Origin of the sequence: Streptomyces sp. NPDC056061 (assembly GCF_042266885.1) — a bacterium.
Classification (GTDB): Bacteria; Actinomycetota; Actinomycetes; order Streptomycetales; family Streptomycetaceae; genus Streptomyces.
In genome coordinates this window covers 1-17,784 of record NZ_JBHJWQ010000021.1, presented here as the reverse complement: position 1 = coordinate 17,784, position 17,784 = coordinate 1, and the positions used below count along the sequence as shown (strand labels likewise).

At 71.8% G+C, this 17,784-nt stretch carries 18 protein-coding genes; 3 read left to right on the top strand and 15 right to left on the bottom strand.

From position 1 onward, the window contains the following. Positions 1 to 61: 61 nt before the first annotated feature. On the bottom strand, positions 62 to 940 hold the full coding sequence (locus ACFC79_RS26170; RefSeq protein ID WP_376244709.1) for an aldo/keto reductase: 879 nt from the start codon (positions 938 to 940) through the stop codon (positions 62 to 64). Between the two features lie 184 nt (positions 941 to 1,124). Here ACFC79_RS26170 and ACFC79_RS26165 point away from each other — a divergent pair, with 184 nt between their 5' ends. Both ACFC79_RS26165 and ACFC79_RS26160 read left to right on the top strand, forming a co-directional pair. Beyond that, the gene (locus ACFC79_RS26165) at positions 1,125 to 1,709 is read left to right on the top strand and encodes a TIGR03086 family metal-binding protein (RefSeq protein WP_376244447.1); all 585 of its coding nucleotides are present in this window, start codon (positions 1,125 to 1,127) and stop codon (positions 1,707 to 1,709) included. 143 nt (positions 1,710 to 1,852) lie between these two features. Beyond that, complete coding sequence (locus ACFC79_RS26160; protein ID WP_376244444.1) at positions 1,853 to 2,485, top strand: DsbA family protein; 633 nt, start codon at positions 1,853 to 1,855, stop codon at positions 2,483 to 2,485. 78 nt (positions 2,486 to 2,563) lie between these two features. Here ACFC79_RS26160 and ACFC79_RS26155 read toward each other — a convergent pair whose 3' ends face one another. From ACFC79_RS26155 to ACFC79_RS26090, 14 genes are all read right to left on the bottom strand, one after another. After that, positions 2,564 to 3,328, bottom strand: coding sequence for a sirohydrochlorin chelatase (locus tag ACFC79_RS26155; RefSeq protein WP_376244441.1), 765 nt, complete (start codon positions 3,326 to 3,328; stop codon positions 2,564 to 2,566). 8 nt (positions 3,329 to 3,336) lie between these two features. Beyond that, positions 3,337 to 4,215: an ABC transporter permease gene (locus tag ACFC79_RS26150; protein WP_376244438.1), complete on the bottom strand. Its 879-nt coding sequence runs from the start codon at positions 4,213 to 4,215 to the stop codon at positions 3,337 to 3,339. Further along, positions 4,202 to 4,990 carry an ABC transporter ATP-binding protein gene (locus tag ACFC79_RS26145; RefSeq protein ID WP_376244435.1) on the bottom strand — a complete coding sequence of 263 codons (789 nt, stop codon included), beginning with the start codon at positions 4,988 to 4,990 and terminating at the stop codon, positions 4,202 to 4,204. Before ACFC79_RS26145 ends, ACFC79_RS26150 begins: the two co-directional genes overlap by 14 nt. Before the next feature lie 61 nt (positions 4,991 to 5,051). Continuing rightward, complete coding sequence (locus ACFC79_RS26140; protein WP_376244432.1) at positions 5,052 to 6,161, bottom strand: aliphatic sulfonate ABC transporter substrate-binding protein; 1,110 nt, start codon at positions 6,159 to 6,161, stop codon at positions 5,052 to 5,054. Positions 6,162 to 6,415: 254 nt separating this feature from the next. Next, positions 6,416 to 7,756 (bottom strand): sulfate adenylyltransferase subunit 1, encoded by a 1,341-nt coding sequence (locus tag ACFC79_RS26135; RefSeq protein WP_376244430.1) that lies wholly within the window; start codon positions 7,754 to 7,756, stop codon positions 6,416 to 6,418. Between the two features lies 1 nt (position 7,757). Next, the gene (gene cysD, locus ACFC79_RS26130) at positions 7,758 to 8,693 is read right to left on the bottom strand and encodes a sulfate adenylyltransferase subunit CysD (RefSeq protein WP_376244427.1); all 936 of its coding nucleotides are present in this window, start codon (positions 8,691 to 8,693) and stop codon (positions 7,758 to 7,760) included. Then, on the bottom strand, positions 8,690 to 9,235 hold the full coding sequence (gene cysC, locus ACFC79_RS26125; protein ID WP_376244424.1) for an adenylyl-sulfate kinase: 546 nt from the start codon (positions 9,233 to 9,235) through the stop codon (positions 8,690 to 8,692). Before cysC ends, cysD begins: the two co-directional genes overlap by 4 nt. A gap of 23 nt (positions 9,236 to 9,258) precedes the next feature. After that, a complete protein-coding gene (locus tag ACFC79_RS26120; RefSeq protein WP_376244422.1) occupies positions 9,259 to 9,972 on the bottom strand; it encodes a phosphoadenylyl-sulfate reductase in 714 nt (237 codons plus the stop codon). Beyond that, positions 9,969 to 10,148: a hypothetical protein gene (locus tag ACFC79_RS26115; protein ID WP_376244419.1), complete on the bottom strand. Its 180-nt coding sequence runs from the start codon at positions 10,146 to 10,148 to the stop codon at positions 9,969 to 9,971. Before ACFC79_RS26115 ends, ACFC79_RS26120 begins: the two co-directional genes overlap by 4 nt. Next, positions 10,145 to 11,842, bottom strand: coding sequence for a nitrite/sulfite reductase (locus tag ACFC79_RS26110; RefSeq protein WP_376244416.1), 1,698 nt, complete (start codon positions 11,840 to 11,842; stop codon positions 10,145 to 10,147). The genes ACFC79_RS26115 and ACFC79_RS26110 overlap by 4 nt, the downstream gene beginning before the upstream one ends. A 125-nt stretch (positions 11,843 to 11,967) precedes the next feature. Then, positions 11,968 to 12,051: a putative leader peptide gene (locus ACFC79_RS26105; RefSeq protein WP_309474722.1), complete on the bottom strand. Its 84-nt coding sequence runs from the start codon at positions 12,049 to 12,051 to the stop codon at positions 11,968 to 11,970. Positions 12,052 to 12,205: 154 nt separating this feature from the next. After that, positions 12,206 to 12,826, bottom strand: coding sequence for a GNAT family N-acetyltransferase (locus ACFC79_RS26100; RefSeq protein ID WP_376244414.1), 621 nt, complete (start codon positions 12,824 to 12,826; stop codon positions 12,206 to 12,208). 113 nt (positions 12,827 to 12,939) lie between these two features. Beyond that, the gene (locus tag ACFC79_RS26095) at positions 12,940 to 14,160 is read right to left on the bottom strand and encodes a GAF domain-containing protein (RefSeq protein WP_376244706.1); all 1,221 of its coding nucleotides are present in this window, start codon (positions 14,158 to 14,160) and stop codon (positions 12,940 to 12,942) included. A gap of 379 nt (positions 14,161 to 14,539) precedes the next feature. Further along, positions 14,540 to 16,186 carry an acyl-CoA dehydrogenase family protein gene (locus tag ACFC79_RS26090; RefSeq protein WP_376244411.1) on the bottom strand — a complete coding sequence of 549 codons (1,647 nt, stop codon included), beginning with the start codon at positions 16,184 to 16,186 and terminating at the stop codon, positions 14,540 to 14,542. Positions 16,187 to 16,203: 17 nt separating this feature from the next. Between ACFC79_RS26090 and ACFC79_RS26085 the strand changes: the two genes are divergently transcribed. After that, positions 16,204 to 17,412: a YihY/virulence factor BrkB family protein gene (locus ACFC79_RS26085; protein ID WP_376244408.1), complete on the top strand. Its 1,209-nt coding sequence runs from the start codon at positions 16,204 to 16,206 to the stop codon at positions 17,410 to 17,412. Positions 17,413 to 17,784: the final 372 nt, after the last annotated feature.

Sequence of the window (17,784 nt, the reverse complement as noted above, 5' to 3'; positions counted from 1 at the left end):
GAACGGATGCGGTGGTGCGAGTGGTCACGTGCGGTCCAACTCCTTCGTACGGGCAAGTCCTTCAGACGGAGGCGAGCGCCTCCAGGCGGCTCATGTCCTCGACCGACAGCCGGACCTCCCGGGCTCCCAGGTTCTCCGCGAGATGGCGGGGCGAGCCGGTACCGGGGGTGGGGCACAGCACGGGGGACCGGTGCAGCAGCCAGGCGAGCGCGATCTGCCCGCGGGTGGCACCGTGCCGGTCGGCGACATCGGTCAGCGCCGCCGCCGCATCACCGGTCAGCGCGCCGTCGGCCAACGGGAACCAGGGAAGAAATGCAAGGCCGTGTGCCTCGCACATGCTCAGTACGGCATCCGACGAACGGTCGAGAAGATTGAAGCGGTTCTGCACCGAGGCGATCCCGGTCAGGGAGAGGGCCTGCTCCAATTGGTCGGCGGTGAGGGTGTCCAGACCGATGTACCGGATCTTACCCTCCCTCCTCAGCTCATCCAGAGCGCCCAGCTGGTCCGCCAGCGGTACGTCCGGGTCGATCCGGTGCAGCTGGTACAGATCGATCCGGTCCGTCCGCAGCCTTCGCAGACTCGCCTCGCACATCTCCCGCAGCCGCTCCGGCCGCCCGGCGACGTGCCAGGCGCTGTCACCGGTGCGCACCACACCGCCCTTGGTCGCGATCACCAGGTCGTCCCGGTAGGGATGCAGGGCCTCGGCCACCAGCTCCTCGGCCAGGCCGGGACCGTAGTTGTCGGCGGTGTCGATCAGCGTGACGCCCTGCTCGACGGCCGCACGCAACACGGCCACCGCGTCCGCCCGGTCGCCGCGCGGCCCCCAGTAGCCGGGGCCGGTCAGCTGCGCGGTCCCGTAGCCGAGACGCCGTACGGGAACCTCGCCACCGAGCGGGAACACGTCGGCGGGGGCGGGCATGGGGGAGGGCGAGGGAGACATGGGGGACATTCCGTCATGCTAGTGCCGTGATCGTCCGACCCGACCCGACCCGACCCGACCCGACCCGACCCGACCCGACCGGCACGGCCCGGCGGGACCCGGCCCGGCACGAATGCCCTGTCTCCCGGACCGCTGTCGCCTTTCTTCAATCCGGGTACGGGGGACCGGTCCTAGTCTCGGGGGCATGAAGAACGAGCACGCTCACATGACCGAAGTCGCGGCCGAGGCGGCCCGGGTCGCCCGCTCCGTCCGCGGCGAACAACTCGACGAACCCAGTACCCCCTGCGGTGACTGGGGCCTGCGCGAACTCGTCAACCACCTGGTGCTGTACACCTCCCACGGGCTGGAGCACCGCGCCCGGCGCGAGGACCTCTCCGACGAGCTCGTCGCCCGCGACTTCACCGCCGACCCCGACTGGGCGCTGCGATACGCGGAACAGCTGGACCGCGCCGTCGCCGCCTGGTCCGACCCGGCGGCGTGGGACGGGGAGATCGACCTCGGAGGTTCGACGATTCCCGCCGCCGACACCGCGGCGATGCTCATCTCGGAGACCGCGCTGCACACCTGGGACGTGGCCCGTGCCACCGGCCAGGAGCTGCGGCTCTCCGACGCCGCGGCCGCCTATCTCCTCGACGTGGTGGACGGCAACGCCGCGCTCTACCGGTCCTACGACGGCTTCGCCGACGAGGTGGCGCTGCCCGCGTCGGCCTCCGTGCTCGAACGGGCACTCGCCCACAGCGGTCGCGACCCCCGGTGGAGCAGGGACTGAACCGGGCACGACCCGACGGCGGCCCGGGGGCCGGGGCGCCGCCCCGCGCCCCGGGGCGGCCCGGCGACGGCCGGGAAATGGCCCAGTGGATCAAGCGACGATTGGCCCGTGGGTGTATGCCAATGCCTGACTGGGGTCGGCACATGATCAGTCACCGCACCACGGACACGGGCAGGACCGCCGTCGACTTCTCCTTCGACCCGGCCGGCCCGTTCGCCTGGATCACCTCGCGCTGGATGCTGGAGGTGGAGCAACGGCGCGACATCGAGCTCCGCTTCCATGCCATGAGCCTCTACCTGCACAACATCGGCAATGAACTCCCCGACTGGTACCGGGACCTGGTCGACCGGTCGATCGGGCCCGTCCGGGTCGCGGTCGCGGCGGCGGCCGGGCACGGGGAAGGCGTGCTCCGCGACCTCTGCACCGCCTTGGGCAGCCGTATCCACCAGGGGAAGAACGACGACTTCGACGAGGTGACCGCCCAGTCCCTCGCCGAGCTCGGCCTGCCCGCCGGTCTCGCCGCCGCCGCGCATACGGACGCCCACGACGAGGCTTTGCGGCGCAGTCACGACGCGGGCAAGGACTCGGAGGCGGGCCCGTACGTGGGCACGCCGACGATCCACGTCGACGGGGCGGTGCGGTCCGGTCCGGTGCTGCGTGCCGTGCCGCGCGGGGAGGAAGCCGGACGGCTCTTCGACAGTTTCCGGGTGCTCGCCGGGAACGCGGACTTCTTCGAGCTCAAGCGCACCCGGACCGGAGGGCTGGACGTGGGCTGAGAGCCGGTCGGGCGCACCGCGGCCCCCGCACCCGGGCGGGAGCCGCGGTGCGCTCCGAGGGGGACCGCGGGCGGCCGGTCAGGCGCTGAGCGGGGCCCGCCGGGCCGCCGGTACGAGGGCCTCGTCGTACCGGTCGAGGAGCAGCCGCGCCAACTCCGGCGCCGCGCCGAGCACGTCGGCCAGCACGTCCGCCCCGGCCGCGCCCGCGGCGATCCGGTCGGGGAGCCGGCCGGGGGCGATGACGTACGGGGCCACCGCCACCCGCCGCACCCCCTCGGCCCGCAGGGCCCGCACCGCGTCCGCGGTGCCGGGGAACCCTGCGGGAGAAGAGGCGGAGGCGAACGCAGGCCGCACGGCGCACCAACCGGTGTGCCGCAGCTCCCGCGCGATTTCAGCGATCACTGCGATCGCCTCCGGGTCCGTGGAGCCCGCCGAGGCAAGTACGAGACCGGTCGATACCCGGTCGCCGGGGCCGATCCCGGCCTCGTGCAGGCGGCGTTCCAGTGTCGCGTTCAGCAACGGGGACGGGCCGAGCACCCGGGCCCGGCGGATGCGCAGCCGGGGCAGGCCGGACCGGGCCTCGCGCAGCACCGCCGGGATGTCCGACTTGGCGTGGAAGGCCCGGGTGAGCAGCAGCGGGAGCGCGATGACGTCCTCGGCGTCCTGTGCCGCGAGACGCTCCAACACCCTGGGTACGGAAGGCGCGTTGAAGTCGAGGAAGGCAGTCGCCACGCGCAGTCCCGGCCGCTGCGAGCGCACCCGCTCGGTGAGCGCGTGCACGGTCGCCGCGTGCCGCGGGTCGCGGCTGCCGTGGGCGATGACGAGGAGGACCGGGGTGGACATGGCGTGGCTCAGTTCTTGACGAGGAGACCGCGGCTGCGCAGCACCCACCGCTCCAGCGGGCTGAAGATCAGCAGGTCGATCGCGATGCCGACGAACAGGATCAGGATGATGGCGAGGAAGATGCCGGGCATGTCCGCGTTGTTGCGCCCGTTCTCCAGCAACTGCCCCAGACCCAGGCCGAGATCGGGGGAGGAGGCGATGATCTCGGCGGCCATCAGCGAGCGCCAGGAGAACGCCCAGCCCTGCTTGAGGCCGGCCAGGTAGCCGGGCAGCGCGGCGGGGAGCACGATGTGCCAGGTCCCGCGCAGACCGGTCGCGCCCAGGGTGCGGCCCGCCCTCAGGAACAGCGGCGGCACCTGGTCGACGCCGGACACCAGCCCGTTGGCGACCGAGGGCACGGCCCCCAGCAGGATCACCGCGTACATCATCCGGTCGTCGAGCCCGAGCCAGATCACGGCGGGGGCCACCCAGGCGACCGAGGGGAGGGACTGCAGCCCGGACAGGATGGGGCCGATCGCCGCCCGGACCGTCCTCACCCGGGCGACCAGCAGCCCCAGCGGGGTCCCGATCGCCACGGCCAGCAGGAAGCCGAGCAGGCCGCGCGAGACGCTGGTCCAGATGACGTCCAGGAGTGTGCCCCGGAGCCACATGTCGGTCGCGCTGTCCCACACCGCGGCCGGGGACGGCAGCTTGTAGTCGTCGGTCACCTGGGCCCGGACGAGGAGCTGCCAGACGAGGAGCACCAGGGCCACCGCGAGCAGTGGTGGCAGCACCTTGCGCAGCAGCACCTCGCGCACCGGGGTGCGGCGCACCTTCACGGAGTCCAGGGCGTCGAGCCCGGCCTCCAGGCCCGCCAGATCGTCCGGCTCGGTGTCAGTGCTGGCCATGGCGGCGGATCTCCCCACGGAGTTGTTCGGTGATCTCGACGGACAGTTCCGCGACCGCGTTGTCCTCGATGCGTCGCGGCTGCTCGATGCCGACGGTCCATTCCCGGGCGATCCGGCCGGGGCGGGACGACAGCAGGACGACACGCTGGGCGAGTCGCACCGCCTCGCGCACGTTGTGCGTGACGAAGAGGACGGAGACGTTCGTCTCGTGCCAGATCCGGGTCAGCTCGTCGTGCAGCACGTCACGGGTGATGGCGTCGAGCGCGGCGAACGGTTCGTCCATCAGCAACAGTTGACTGTCCTGGGCGAGGGCCCTCGCCATCGCCACACGCTGCCGCATGCCGCCCGAGAGCTCGTGCACGCGCTTCTTGTGCGCGCCGCCGAGACGGACGAGTCCGAGCAGGCGTTCCGCCTCGTCGCGGCGTTCCGCCTTGGGCACGCCGCGCAGCCGCAGGGCCAGTTCGATGTTCTTGCCGGCGGTCAGCCACGGGAACAGCGCGTGTTCCTGGAACATGAGGGCCGGCCGCCCGCCGGGGGTCTCGATGGATCCGGCGGACGGGCGGTCGAGCCCGGCCACCAGGTTGAGCAGGGTGGACTTTCCGCATCCGGAGGCCCCCAGGAGGGTGACGAACTCGCCCGGCGCGACATCGAGCGAGATGTCGTCCAGGACGAGCTGCGGCCCCTCCGGTGTGCCGAAGGACTTGGAGACGTGCGAAATGCGGGCGGCGTGCCCGACCGCGGTACGGTCCTCGGCCCTGGTGAGCGTGGTCGCCATGGTCGTCACCTCCTGGGGATCCGGATTCGGGGACGGATCCTGGATTCGGGTTCGGGCGGGGTTACTTGACGCCGAGTCCGGCGTCGGTGACCTTGGACTTGCCCGCGGCTTCGAGGACCTTGTTCAGGGGTTTCAGGTCGTAGATGCCGTCGAGGTCGGGTTTTTCCAGAAGTCCCGCACGCACCGCGTGCTCGGCCTGGGCGTCGAGCGTGGCGGCCAGCGGGTCGTCGGTGATCTGGATGGACTTCCACGCCGGGTCGAGGATCTCGGCGGGCAGCGGCTTGCCGGTCAGCTTCTTCAGGGCGGCGTTGGCGGACGCCTTCGCCTCGTCGGGGTTGGCGTTGATCCACTCGTTGGTCCTGACCGAGCCGCGCAGCACCGCCTCGACGACGTCCGCGTGATCGGCGAGGAACTTCTGCGACACGATGATGTTCGTGATCACGAACTTGTTGTCCGGCCACAGCGAGGACTCGTCGAGCAGTTCCTTGCCGCCCTCCGCGACCAGCTTGGACGCGGTGGGCTCGGGCACCCAGGCGCCGTCGACGGAACCGGACCTGAAGGCGTCCGGGACCACCTTGTTGTCCGTGCGGACGACGGAGACGTCGCCCTTGCCGCTCTGGGCGTCGACCTTCCAGCCCTTTCGGGAGATCCAGTTGAGGAAGGCGACGTCCTGCGTGTTGCCGAGCTGCGGGGTGGCGATCCTCCTGCCCTTGAGGTCGTCCAAGGTCCTGATCTTCTTCGGGTCGACGACCAGCTTGACCCCGCCGGAGGCCGAACCGCCGATGATCCTCAGGTTCTTGCCCCCGGACTTGGTGTAGCCGTTGATGGACGGCGACGGGCCGATGAAGCCGATGTCGATCGAGTCGGCGTTCAGCGCCTCGATCTCGGACGGGCCCGCGTTGAACTGCGAGGTCTTGAGCCGGGTGCCGCCCAGTTCCTTCTGGAGGAGCCCCTCCTGGTCGCCGACGAGCGCGGTCGCGTGCGTGAGGTTGGGGAAGTAGCCGATGCGCACGGTGTCCGCGGAGAGTTTCTTCGCACCGGCGGCGACGCCCGAGGTGTCGGAGTCGTCGTCGGCGGCGGAGCCGTAGCCGCAGGCCGTGAGCGCGACGGCGAGCAGCGGCAGGGCGGCGACGGCGGCCAGGCGGCGTGCGGTGGTGCGGGGGGCAGGCACGGGAGGTGTTCCTCTCGTCGGCCCGGTGCTCATGTCCCTCGAAAACCGCAGGAGTCGCGGGGGCCTACGGGGACGCGGCCGGGTGGTCGGCAGGGCTTCGTCTGAACCGGTGGTGCGGAAGGTGCGAGTGGGCGCGCGTGCGGTGCGCGTACGTCATCGCGCACATCGTGCGACCCCGCCCTGGCCGCTGCCGAGGGCGCCGCTGCCGACGCGGCCGCCCTCCTTCGCGAACGTGGAGTAGACGTCGATGCCCATCAGAAGTCCCATCCGGCGTCGTCGGCCGCCGCCCCGGTCCCGGCCGCGGTGGCGAAGGAGGCGCCCGCCATGCCGGCCGTGAGCGTGGTGCCGTCCGCCGGATCGATCAGCAGGAACGATCCGGTGCGCCGGGAGTCCGCGTAGGAGTCCAGCGCGAGCGGTTCCGCGGTGCGCAGGACCACCCGGCCGATGTCGTTGGCGACGAGCCGGCCGGGCGCCGGGTGCTGGGAGAGGTCGTCCAGCGTGAGGCGCGAGGGGATGTCCTTGACGATCGCCTTGACGGTGCGGGTGGTGTGCTTGATCAGCACCCGGCGGCCCACGGCGAGCGGCTCGTCGGCGACGTGGCAGACGGTCGCCTCGACGTCCTGGGTCACCGCCGGAGCGTCGGCGGACGGCGCGACGAGGTCGCCGCGCGAGACGTCGATGTCGTCGGCCAGCCGGAGCGTCACCGACTGCGGGGCCCACGCGATGTCGACGCTCTCGCCGAGCGCGTCGATCGCGCTGATCGTCGACGTACGGCCGGACGGCAGGACCGTCACCGCCTCGCCGACGCGGAACGCCCCGGCCGCGATCTGGCCCGCGTAGCCCCGGTAGTCGGGGTGCTCCGCGGTCTGCGGCCGGATCACGTACTGGACCGGGAAGCGGGCGTGGCAGGTGGTCAGGTCGTGGCTGACCGGCACCGTCTCCAGGTACTCCAGGACGGTCGGACCGCCGTACCAGCCCATGTGCGCGGACGGTTCCACGACGTTGTCGCCGACCAGCGCGGAGATCGGTATCGCGGTGATCTCCGGGACACCGAGCGAGGCCGCGTACGCGGTGAACTCCTCGGCGATGGCGGCGAAGACGGGCTCGGCGTAGCCGACGAGGTCCATCTTGTTGACGGCGAGGACGACGTGCGGGACGCGCAGCAGGGCGGCGACGGCGGCGTGGCGGCGGGTCTGCTCGACGACGCCGTTGCGGGCGTCGACGAGGACGACGGCGAGTTCGGCCGTCGACGCGCCCGTGACCATGTTCCGGGTGTACTGCACATGGCCCGGGGTGTCGGCGAGGATGAACCGGCGGCGGGTCGTCGCGAAGTAGCGGTAGGCCACGTCGATGGTGATGCCCTGCTCGCGCTCGGCCCGCAGCCCGTCGGTCAGCAGCGCCAGGTCGGGCGCTTCCTGGCCGCGGTTGCGGGAGGCGTGCTCGACGGCTTCCAACTGGTCCGCGAGGATCGACTTGGAGTCGTGCAGCAGACGCCCCACGAGAGTGGACTTGCCGTCGTCGACGGACCCCGCGGTGGCGAACCGCAGCAGAGTGGTCGCCGACAACTGCTCTGTGCTCCGGGTGGACGTGGTCATCTCAGAAGTACCCCTCGCGCTTGCGGTCTTCCATCGCGGCCTCGGACAGCTTGTCGTCGGCGCGCGTCGCGCCCCGTTCGGTGAGCCGGGAGGCGGCGATCTCGGCGATGACGGCGTCGAGCGTGGTCGCGTCCGAGTCGACGGCGCCGGTGCAGGACATGTCGCCGACCGTGCGGTAGCGGACCTGCCGGTTCTCGACCCGCTCGCCCTCCTTGGGGCCGCCCCAGTCGCCCGCGGTCAGCCACATCCCGGAGCGGGCGAAGACCTCGCGCTCATGGGCGAAGTAGATCTCCGGCAGCTCGATGCCCTCGCGGGCGATGTACTGCCAGACGTCCAGCTCGGTCCAGTTGGAGATCGGGAACACCCGGACGTGCTCGCCGGGGGCGTGCCGGCCGTTGTAGAGCTGCCAGAGTTCGGGGCGCTGGCGGCGCGGGTTCCACTGGGAGAACTCGTCGCGCAGCGAGAACACCCGTTCCTTGGCGCGCGCCTTCTCCTCGTCGCGGCGCCCGCCGCCGAACACCGCGTCGAAACGGTGCTGCTGGATGGCCTCGGTCAGCGGCACGGTCTGGAGCGGGTTGCGGGTGCCGTCGGGACGCTCGCGGAGCTTCCCGGCGTCGATGTACTCCTGGACCGAGGCGACGTGCAGCCGCAGCCCGTGCCGGGCCACCGTACGGTCGCGATACTCCAGCACTTCCGGGAAGTTGTGCCCGGTGTCGACGTGCAGCAGCGCGAACGGCACCGGCGCGGGCGCGAACGCCTTGAGCGCCAGGTGCAGCATCACGATGGAGTCCTTGCCGCCGGAGAACAGGATCACCGGCCGCTCGAACTCGCCCGCCACCTCGCGGAAGATGTGCACCGCCTCGGACTCCAGGGAGTCCAGATGGCTCAGTGCGTACGGACTGCCGGTTCCCTCCGACACGTTCGCGACGGTCGTCACACCGCGCCCCTCTCGCTCAGCAGCGCGTACAGCTCCGCCGCGGACTCCTGCACGGTCTGCCGGTGCGACTCGATCCGCAGATCCGGCGACTCCGGCGCCTCGTACGGGTCGTCGACCCCGGTCAGCCCGCTGATCTCGCCCGCCGCCTGCTTGGCGTAGAGCCCCTTCACATCGCGTTCCGAGCACACCTCGACCGGGGTCGCGACGTGCACCTCCAGGTACGGGGTGCCCTCCGCCCGGTGCCGGGTGCGGACCGCGTCGCGGCTGTCCGCGTACGGGGCGATGACCGGGACCAGCACCTTCACGCCGTTGGCCGCGAGGAGTTCGGCGACGAAGCCGATCCGCTGCACGTTGGTGTGGCGGTCCTCGCGGGAGAAGCCGAGACCGGCGGAGAGGAACTCCCGGATCTCGTCGCCGTCGAGCACCTCCACGCGGTGGCCCTCGCCGCGCAGCCGCCCGGCGAGTTCGTAGGCGATGGTGGTCTTGCCCGCGCTCGGCAGACCGGTGAGCCAGATGGTGGCTCCCGTCTCCGTCACGCTCATCGAAGTCTCCTGATCAGTCGTCATCAGTCGTGCAGCCCGCACTCGGTCTTGCCCCGGCCCGCCCAGCGTCCGGCGCGGGCGTCCTCGCCCGCCGACACCCGGCGGGTGCAGGGCGCGCAGCCGACGGACGCGTAGCCGTCCATCAGCAGCGGGTTGGTGAGGACGCCGTGCTCGGCGACGTACGCGTCGACGTCGTCCTGGGTCCAGCGGGCGATGGGGGAGACCTTGACCTTGCGCCGCTTCTCGTCCCAGCCGACGACCGGGGTGTTCGCCCGGGTGGGGGATTCGTCGCGGCGCAGCCCGGTCGCCCAGGCCGTGTACCCGGTCAGCCCCTCCCGGAGGGGCTGGACCTTGCGCAGCCGACAGCACAGGTCGGGGTCGCGGTCGTGCAGCTTCGGCCCGTACTCGGCGTCCTGCTCGGCGACGGTCTGCCGCGGGGTGAGGGTGAGGACGCGGACGTCCATCACCGCCTCGACCGCGTCGCGGGTGCCGAGCGTCTCGGGGAAGTGGTACCCGGTGTCGAGGAAGACCACGTCGACGCCGGGACGGACGCGCGAGGCGAGGTGCGCGACGACCGCGTCCTCCATGGACGAGGTGACGCAGAACCCCGCGCCGAACGCGTCGACGGCCCAGCGGAGGATCTCCGTCGCGGAGGCGTCCTCCAGCTCCCGCCCGGCCCGCCCGGCGATCTCCCGCAGCTCCTCGGCGGTCGCGCCGCCGATATGACCATGCGTCATATCCGGTCCCCCTCCACGTCGTCGTGCCGGAGCCCCCGGCTCAGCAGGCCCAGGAACCTGAGCTGGAACGCACGGTTGCAGGAGGCGCATTCCCAGGCGCCGTGCCCGCTCTCGTGCGGGCGCAGGTCCTCGTCGCCGCAGTACGGGCAGTGGAACGGCGCGGCGCGTTCGCTCATGACAGCGACTCCGCCCCGGCCCGTGCCGCCCAGGTGGCGAACCGCTCGCCGTCCGTGCGCTCCGCCAGGTAGCGCACGAGTACCCGCTCGACGTAGTCGGGAAGTTCGGCCGCGGTGACCTTCAGCCCGCGCACCTTGCGGCCGAAGCCGGCCTCCAGGCCCAGCGCGCCGCCCAGGTGGACCTGGTAGCCCTCCACCTGGTTGCCGTCGGCGTCCAGCACGAGCTGGCCCTTGAGGCCGATGTCGGCGGTCTGGATGCGGGCGCAGGCGTTGGGGCAGCCGTTGAGGTTGATGGTGAGCGGCTCGTCGAAGTCCGGGAGCCGGCGCTCCAGTTCGTCGATCAGCCGGGCGCCGCGCCCCTTCGTCTCGACGATCGCCAGCTTGCAGAACTCGATGCCCGTGCAGGCCATCGTGCCCCGCCTGAACGGCGACGGACTCACCTGGAAGCCGAGCGCCTCCAAACCCGCGACCAGCGATTCCACCCGGTCCTCGGCCACGTCGAGAACGATCATCTTCTGCTCGACGGTGGTGCGCAGCCGGTCCGAGCCGTGTGCGGCGGCGAGATCGGCGATCGTGGCCAGGGTGGAGCCGTCCACCCGTCCGACCCGGGGGGCGAACCCGACGTAGAAGCGGCCGTCGTTCTGCGGGTGCACGCCGATGTGGTCGCGCCAGCGGCTGCTGGGCTGCTCGGGCGCGGGGCCGTCGACCAGCGGGCGCTTCAGGTACTCGTCCTCCAGCACCCGGCGGAACTTCGCCGGACCCCAGTCGGCCATCAGGAACTTCAGCCGCGCCCGGTTGCGCAGGCGCCGGTAGCCGTAGTCGCGGAAGATGCCGACCACCCCGGCCCAGACGTCCGGGACCTCGTCCAGCGGCACCCAGGCGCCCAGCCGTTCGGCGAGCCGCGGGTTGGTGGAGAGACCGCCGCCCACCCACACGTCGAAGCCCGGACCGTGCTCGGGGTGGACCACACCGACGAACGCGACGTCGTTGATCTCGTGCACCACGTCCTGGACCGGGGAGCCGGAGATCGCGGTCTTGAACTTGCGCGGAAGGTTGGAGAATTCCTTGTTGCCGATGTAGCGGTCGTGGATCTCCTCGACCGCCGGGGTGCCGTCGACGATCTCGTCGGCGGCGATGCCCGCCACCGGGGAGCCGATGATCACGCGGGGGCAGTCGCCGCACGCCTCGGTGGTGGAGAGCCCGACGGCCTCCAGCTTCTCCCAGATCGCCGGGACATCCTCGATGCGGATCCAGTGCAGCTGGATGTTCTGCCGGTCGGTGATGTCCGCGGTGCCGCGCGCGTACTGCTGCGAAACCTCGCCGATCACCCGCAGCTGCGCGGTGGTGAGCCGGCCGCCGTCGACGCGCACCCGCAGCATGAAGTACCTGTCGTCCAGTTCCTCCGGGGCCAGGACGGCTGTCTTCCCGCCGTCGATCCCGGGCTTGCGCTGGGTGTACAGACCCCACCAACGCATGCGCCCGCGCAGGTCGTTGGGGTCGATCGAGTCGAATCCGCGCTTGGCGTAGATCGTCTCAATGCGTGTCCGCACATTGAGACCGTCGTCGTCCTTCTTGAATTGCTCGTTGCCGTTGAGCGGAGTGTGGTGTCCGACGGCCCACTGTCCCTCACCACGGTGGCGTCCGGCCTTGCGGCGGGGCGTGGCGGTCGTGGGCTGATCCGGGCTGGCGGCCATGACGATACGTCCTTCGGGACTGCGGGAGGGCGGCTCTGACCTGCACACTCGCGGTGAGGCATGGCGGTGCGCAGGAGATGCGGAGGGGCGCGGGGAAGCGGCGGAACGCGGCGGTGCTGGGACTCTCAGCTCACCGGACAGATGGCGCTGGACATGCGGCCGAGGTCGACGTGGCGTCGACTCACCAAGGCGATTCCAGTTCCGGACATGGCGAAAGCGTGGCACGCGGATCTCGGGCCAGTCCACCACGATCCATGATGCGGACGCGAATGTCCCGCCATGCGAGACGCTATGCTTCCGGTCACTCCCCGCGTGCGGCTCGTCGTGCCCGGTAATGACGGCAATCGCCCGGTCCGGCCGTACCTACCGGTCCGCCCCCGGCCACGGCCCCGGAGTCGCGATCGCCGGCCCCAGCTCCACCTTCGTGTCGAAGAGCCGGAAGCCCCGCCGCACGTAGTTGTCCATGGCGTGCGGACCGTCGTCGGAGCAGGTGTGCAACCACACCCGCCTCGTCGGTGCCCGCTCCGGCCAGCGCTCCGCCAGGTCCCAGGCACGGGCGACCCCGTACGACAGCAGGTGCCCGCCGAGCCCGCGCCCCCGGAAGGCGGGTATCAGCCCGAAGTACATGATCTCGACCACGCCGTCCTCCTGCGGGTCCAGCTCGATGTACCCGGCCGGGGTGCCGTTCTCGTACGCCACCCAGGTCTCCGCCCCCGGACGGTCCAGCGTCTCCTGCCACTGCGCGTAGGTCATCGCGAGCCGGTCCGTCCACCGGATGTCGCCGCCGACCGCCGTGTACAGGAACCGGCTGAACTCGGGCGACGGCACCGCGGACCGTACGATCCGCACCTCGCCCCCGGGGACCGCGGCGGGACGCAGGTCGTCGGGGGAGGTCTGTTCCAGGGACCAGACGGTCACCTCGACAGTGGGAGCGGCGACGGTGGTGGCGTCGACGGTGGTGCTGCTGTGCGCGGGGCTGTTCATGGCTGCCAGGGAACCATGCCGCGCGCCCCGCGCCCAAGCCGGTCCGCCGCCGGGCGGCCCGGCACGGCACGAGGTCCGGGCCGCGCCGCCCCGGACCCCCGTGCGCCGCCCACTCAGGCGGTGCGCGCCGCGACCACCACCGGGGCCGTCGAACGCGGCAGCAGATCGGCCGGCTGATCGGGGTGGATCACCTCCACCTCGACCCCCTCGCCGAAGCGGTACGGGCGGTGCGCCAGCACCTCCGCGAGATGGCGCCGGATCCGTGAGATCTCCGCCCGCACCGTCACCGTCCGGGTCGCGTCGCCGAAGACGTCCTGCGCCAGCTCGGAGGCCGTGCGCCCCTCGCGGTGCAGCGCCAGGGCGTACAGCAACTCCGCGTGGCGCGGCGAGAGCCGCTGCGTCCACGTGCCCACGGAACCCACCACGCTGACCGAGAGCCGGTGCGGCCGGCTGAGGTCCAGCACCACCCGCTGCCGCGGCCCGTCCCCGGGCCCGTCCGCGACCCGCACCAGCCAGCCCCCGGGCAGCGGCTCCACCTCGCACATGCCGAGCGACGGCAGCCAGACCCGGCCCGGCCGCATCGACTTGGGCAGCGGCAGCCGCTCCACCGGAGGCATCCCGGTCACCGCGGCCAGCCAGCCGTGCACGTCCACCGCCGCGGCCCGGCCGCTCAGCCGGCACAACAGCGGCGCCGCCACCGAACGCAGCCGGTCGATGGCCCGCAGGTGCCGGTTGCGCAGCTCGCTCTCGGCCAGCCTGGCCACCGAACCGACCAGCGCCAGCGAGGTCGGATGGAAGCCGGACGCCGGACCGCTCATGTCGACGATCCCCATCAGCCTGCCGTCCCGCGGATCACGGACCGGGGCCGCCGCGCACGTCCAGTCGTGCAGCCGGCGCACGAAGTGTTCCGACGAATGGACCTGGACCGGTGCGCGCGAGACCAGCGCCGTACCGATCGCGTTCGTCCCCGTACTCTCCTCCGCCCATGTCGCCCCCTCGGCCAGGCAGATGCTGTCCGCCCGGCGCAGCACCCTCGTGTTGCCGCGGCGCCACAGCACCCTCCCCTCCACATCCGTGATCACCACGATCTGCTGGGTGGCATCCGCCAGCGACACCAGACTCTCGTTCAGCAGCGGCATCACCTCGCCCAGTGCCGACATGCGGCGCCGGCGCTCGACCTCGTCCCGCTGGAGCAGCACGCTCTCGGTGGACTGGTCGGGATCGAGGCCGCTGCGCAGCACCCGGTCCCAGGAGGCGCCGATCTCGGCGCGCGGGGCGGTCGGCGAGGGATCGCCCGCGAGCCTCGCCTCCCTGGCCAGGTGGGTCCCGCGCAGGTCCCGGGCGGATTTCGGGACCGCCGAACGTGTCACCTCGGCAGCGCGTGCATCCACTCTCGTACCCCCAACGCCAGGGCCGGCCCGATGACCAGCCGGCCCATACTGCCCCGCCGGGGGGCCCGATACTGTGCTCTCCACATAATGGCTGCAACCCTTTGCAACTCTGGCGAGAGGGTGCGGGTCCGTACGAGAGTGACAGAACACCGTGTGGCGGCGCCTGTGCCCCGCCGAGCGGTGTGTACCGCGTGGAGGGTGGTGCCGTGTCGGCGCAGCACCACCCTCCGTCGCTCTCCCGCGCGTGTCGCCCCGCCGCCCTCGGCGTGGCCGGAAACGCATCCCGCGCAGCGTCCCGGACGACGGTCCCGGGCAGACCCGGTCAGGGCGTCCCGCGCTCGACGGGCCGGGCCCGTTCCACCACCGCGGCCAGGTCGAGACTGTGCGGCAACGTACCGAACGCCGCGCCCCCGTCCCCGCCCAGGCGCGACGCGCAGAACGCGTCGGCGACCTCCGGCGGAGCCCACCGGACCAGCAGCGCCCCTTGGAGCACCAGGGCCATCCGCTCGACCAGCCGACGGGCCCGCGCCTCGATCCCCTCCAGATCCGCCAGCTCCGTCAGCATGCCCCTGATCGCGCCGTCCAGCCGGTGATCGGCTCCCCGCGCCCTGCCGACCTCCCGGAGGAACGCGTCGAGCGCCGACGGTTCTCGCCGCAGCGCCCGCAGCACGTCGAGCGCCTGGACGTTCCCCGAGCCCTCCCAGATCGAGTTGAGCGGCGCCTCCCGGAGCAGCCGGGGCATCCCCGACTCCTCGACGTAGCCGTTGCCGCCCAGGCACTCCAGGGCCTCGGCCACCACCGGCGCGCACCGCTTGGTGACCCAGTACTTCGCCGCGGGCACCGCGATCCGCAGGAAGGCCCGCTCGCTCTCGGTGTCCGCGTCGTAGGCCGCGGCCAACCGCATCGCCAGGACCGTCGCGGCCTCCGACTCCAACGCCAGGTCGGCCAGCACGTTGCGCATCAGCGGCTTTTCGACCAGCACCCCGCCGAACACACTGCGGTAGGTGCAGTGGTGGATCGCCTGCGCCACCGCCTGCCGCATCAGCGCGGCCGAACCGGTCACGCAGTCCACCCGGGTCGCCGCCACCATCTCGATGATGGTGCGCACCCCGCGCCCCTCCCCACCGACCCGGCGCGCCCACGTCCCGTCGAACTCGACCTCGGCCGAGGCGTTCGACCGGTTGCCCAGCTTGTCCTTCAGCCGCTGGATCGCGAACGGGTTGCGGGTGCCGTCCGGCAGTACCCGCGGCAGCAGGAAGCAGGTCGGGCCGTCCGGCGCCTGCGCCAGGACCAGGAACGCGTCGGACATCGGCGCGGAGCAGAACCACTTGTGCCCGGTGAGCAGGTACGCGTCGTCGGCGGACAGCGGCTCGGCCCGGGTCGTGTTGGAGCGGACGTCGGTGCCGCCCTGCTTCTCCGTCATGCCCATCCCGAACAGCACCCCGGCCTTCCGCGCAGCCGGCCGCAGCCCCTGCTCGTACACCGTCGAGGTGAGCAGCGGTTCCCACTCGGCGGCCAGCGCCGGATCGGTCCGCAGCGCCGGCACCGCCGCGTGCGTCATCGACAGCGGGCAGCCGTGGCCCGCCTCGGCCTGCGTCCACACCAGGAAGCCGGCTGCCCGCCGGACATGACCGCCCGGCCGACTCCACGCACCGGTCAGACCGGCGCCGACCGCGTGCCCCAGCAGCCGGTGCCAGGACGGATGGAACTCGACCTCGTCGATGCGGTGACCGTAGCGGTCGTGGGAACGCAGCACCGGCGGATTCTCATTCGCCTGCGCTCCCCACGCCTGCGCCTGCGCGGACCCCGCGGCCCTGCCGAGCTCGCCGAGCTCGGCCCTGGCCGCGGCCAGGAGTTCGGACGGCAGATGACGCCGCACCGCCTCGGAGAGGGCGAGGTCGGCGGCGAAGACGTCGTAGCCGACCAGCGGCGGTGCCTGATTGGACACGGTGTGGGTGGAGGGTGCCATGCCGATACGGTAAAGACGTGCAGGCAGCAAACGAAACACCCGAGCGGCCATCGGGGCGGCTCCACCGTGCCCGGGCCCTCTACCGCAACGTGTCCAAGCGGCAGATGGTCTGGCAATTGCTCAAGGACACCGTCAACTCGTGCATGGAGTACCGCATTCTCGGGCTCGCGGCCGAGGCGGCGTTCTTCACCCTGCTGTCCCTGCCCCCGCTGCTCCTCGGCCTGATCGGGCTGCTCGGTTACGTCGACGAATGGACCAGCACCACCACGGTCGCCTCCATCGAGCGCAACATCCTCAACGCCGCGCAGACGGTGCTCAGTGAGCGGGGCGTGAACGACTTCGCCAAGCCGCTCCTGGCGGACGTCACCACCGGGGCGCGGCCCGACGTCATCTCGATCGGCTTCGCGATCGCGCTCTGGTCCGGCTCCCGCGCGGTCAACGTCTTCATCGACACGATCACCGTGATGTACGGCCTCGACGGCCAGCGCGGCATCGTCAAGACCCGGCTGCTCGCCTTCCTGCTCTACGTGGTCGCGTTGCTGCTCGGCGCCGTCGTACTGCCGCTGCTCGTGGTCGGCCCGGACCGGGTCGTGGAGTTCGTGCCGTGGGGCACCGAGATCATCAGCGTCCTGTACTGGCCCCTGGTGATCCTCCTGTCGATCGCCTTCCTGACGACGCTCTACCACGTGTCCGTGCCGGTCCGTTCGCCGTGGATAGAGGACATGCCGGGTGCGCTGGTGGCGCTCGCGATGTGGGTGCTCGGCAGCTTCCTGCTGCGGATCTACCTCACCAGCACGGTCGAGGGGCCCACCATCTACGGCTCGCTGGCGGCCCCGATCGCGGTCCTGCTGTGGATCGGCGTCTCCGCGTTCGCGGTGCTGGTCGGCGCGGCGGTCAACGCCGCCATCGACCGGGTGTGGCCCTCGCTGGCGACGGCCGCGGCGCGTGCGGCCAACGACCGGGTGCGGGCGGCCCAGGCCGCGGAGCTGGTGGCGCGTTCGCGGGCGCGGCGCGCGGCCGGGGACGACGGCGACGACGAGGAGGGCGACGACGAGGTCGACAGCCCCTACATGCCGTCCGAGTTCCCGGAGCGCTGGTCGCGGTTCCTGCCGCCGGAGGACGTGAAGTCGAGACTCCAGCCGAGTCGCGACAAGGAACCGGACAAGGGGCCGGACACGGACGTGCGCAAGGACCCGCACGGGCCGGAGGGCCCGGCGGGGGACTGAACCGGCGGGGCACCGGACCGGGCCTCGCGGCCGGTGACCCCTTCCCGTCGCGGCGGACATTGCCGGTCACGGGACAGCCCTTACGACCTGGGGAGCAAGAGGGAGCGGGCTCCCGACGCCCTGCGACTCCGCCTCCCGCGTTGTCGTCGGTCACCGACGCTCCTTCCCCAAGCTCTCAGCTGCGTTCGAGCAGAGGAGACCCCATCCGCCTCCCTCCTCCGCCTTGGATTCGAAGCCGCATGACGCCGCTCGCTGATCCACTCCCTATTGCTCCCCGGGTCGTTAGGGAGCGCAGAGAATCAACATGCGGATTTGATCTTGTGCTGGGCGGCTTCCGGGGTGAGGAAAGCTGTCAGGTCCGCGGGCGTGCGG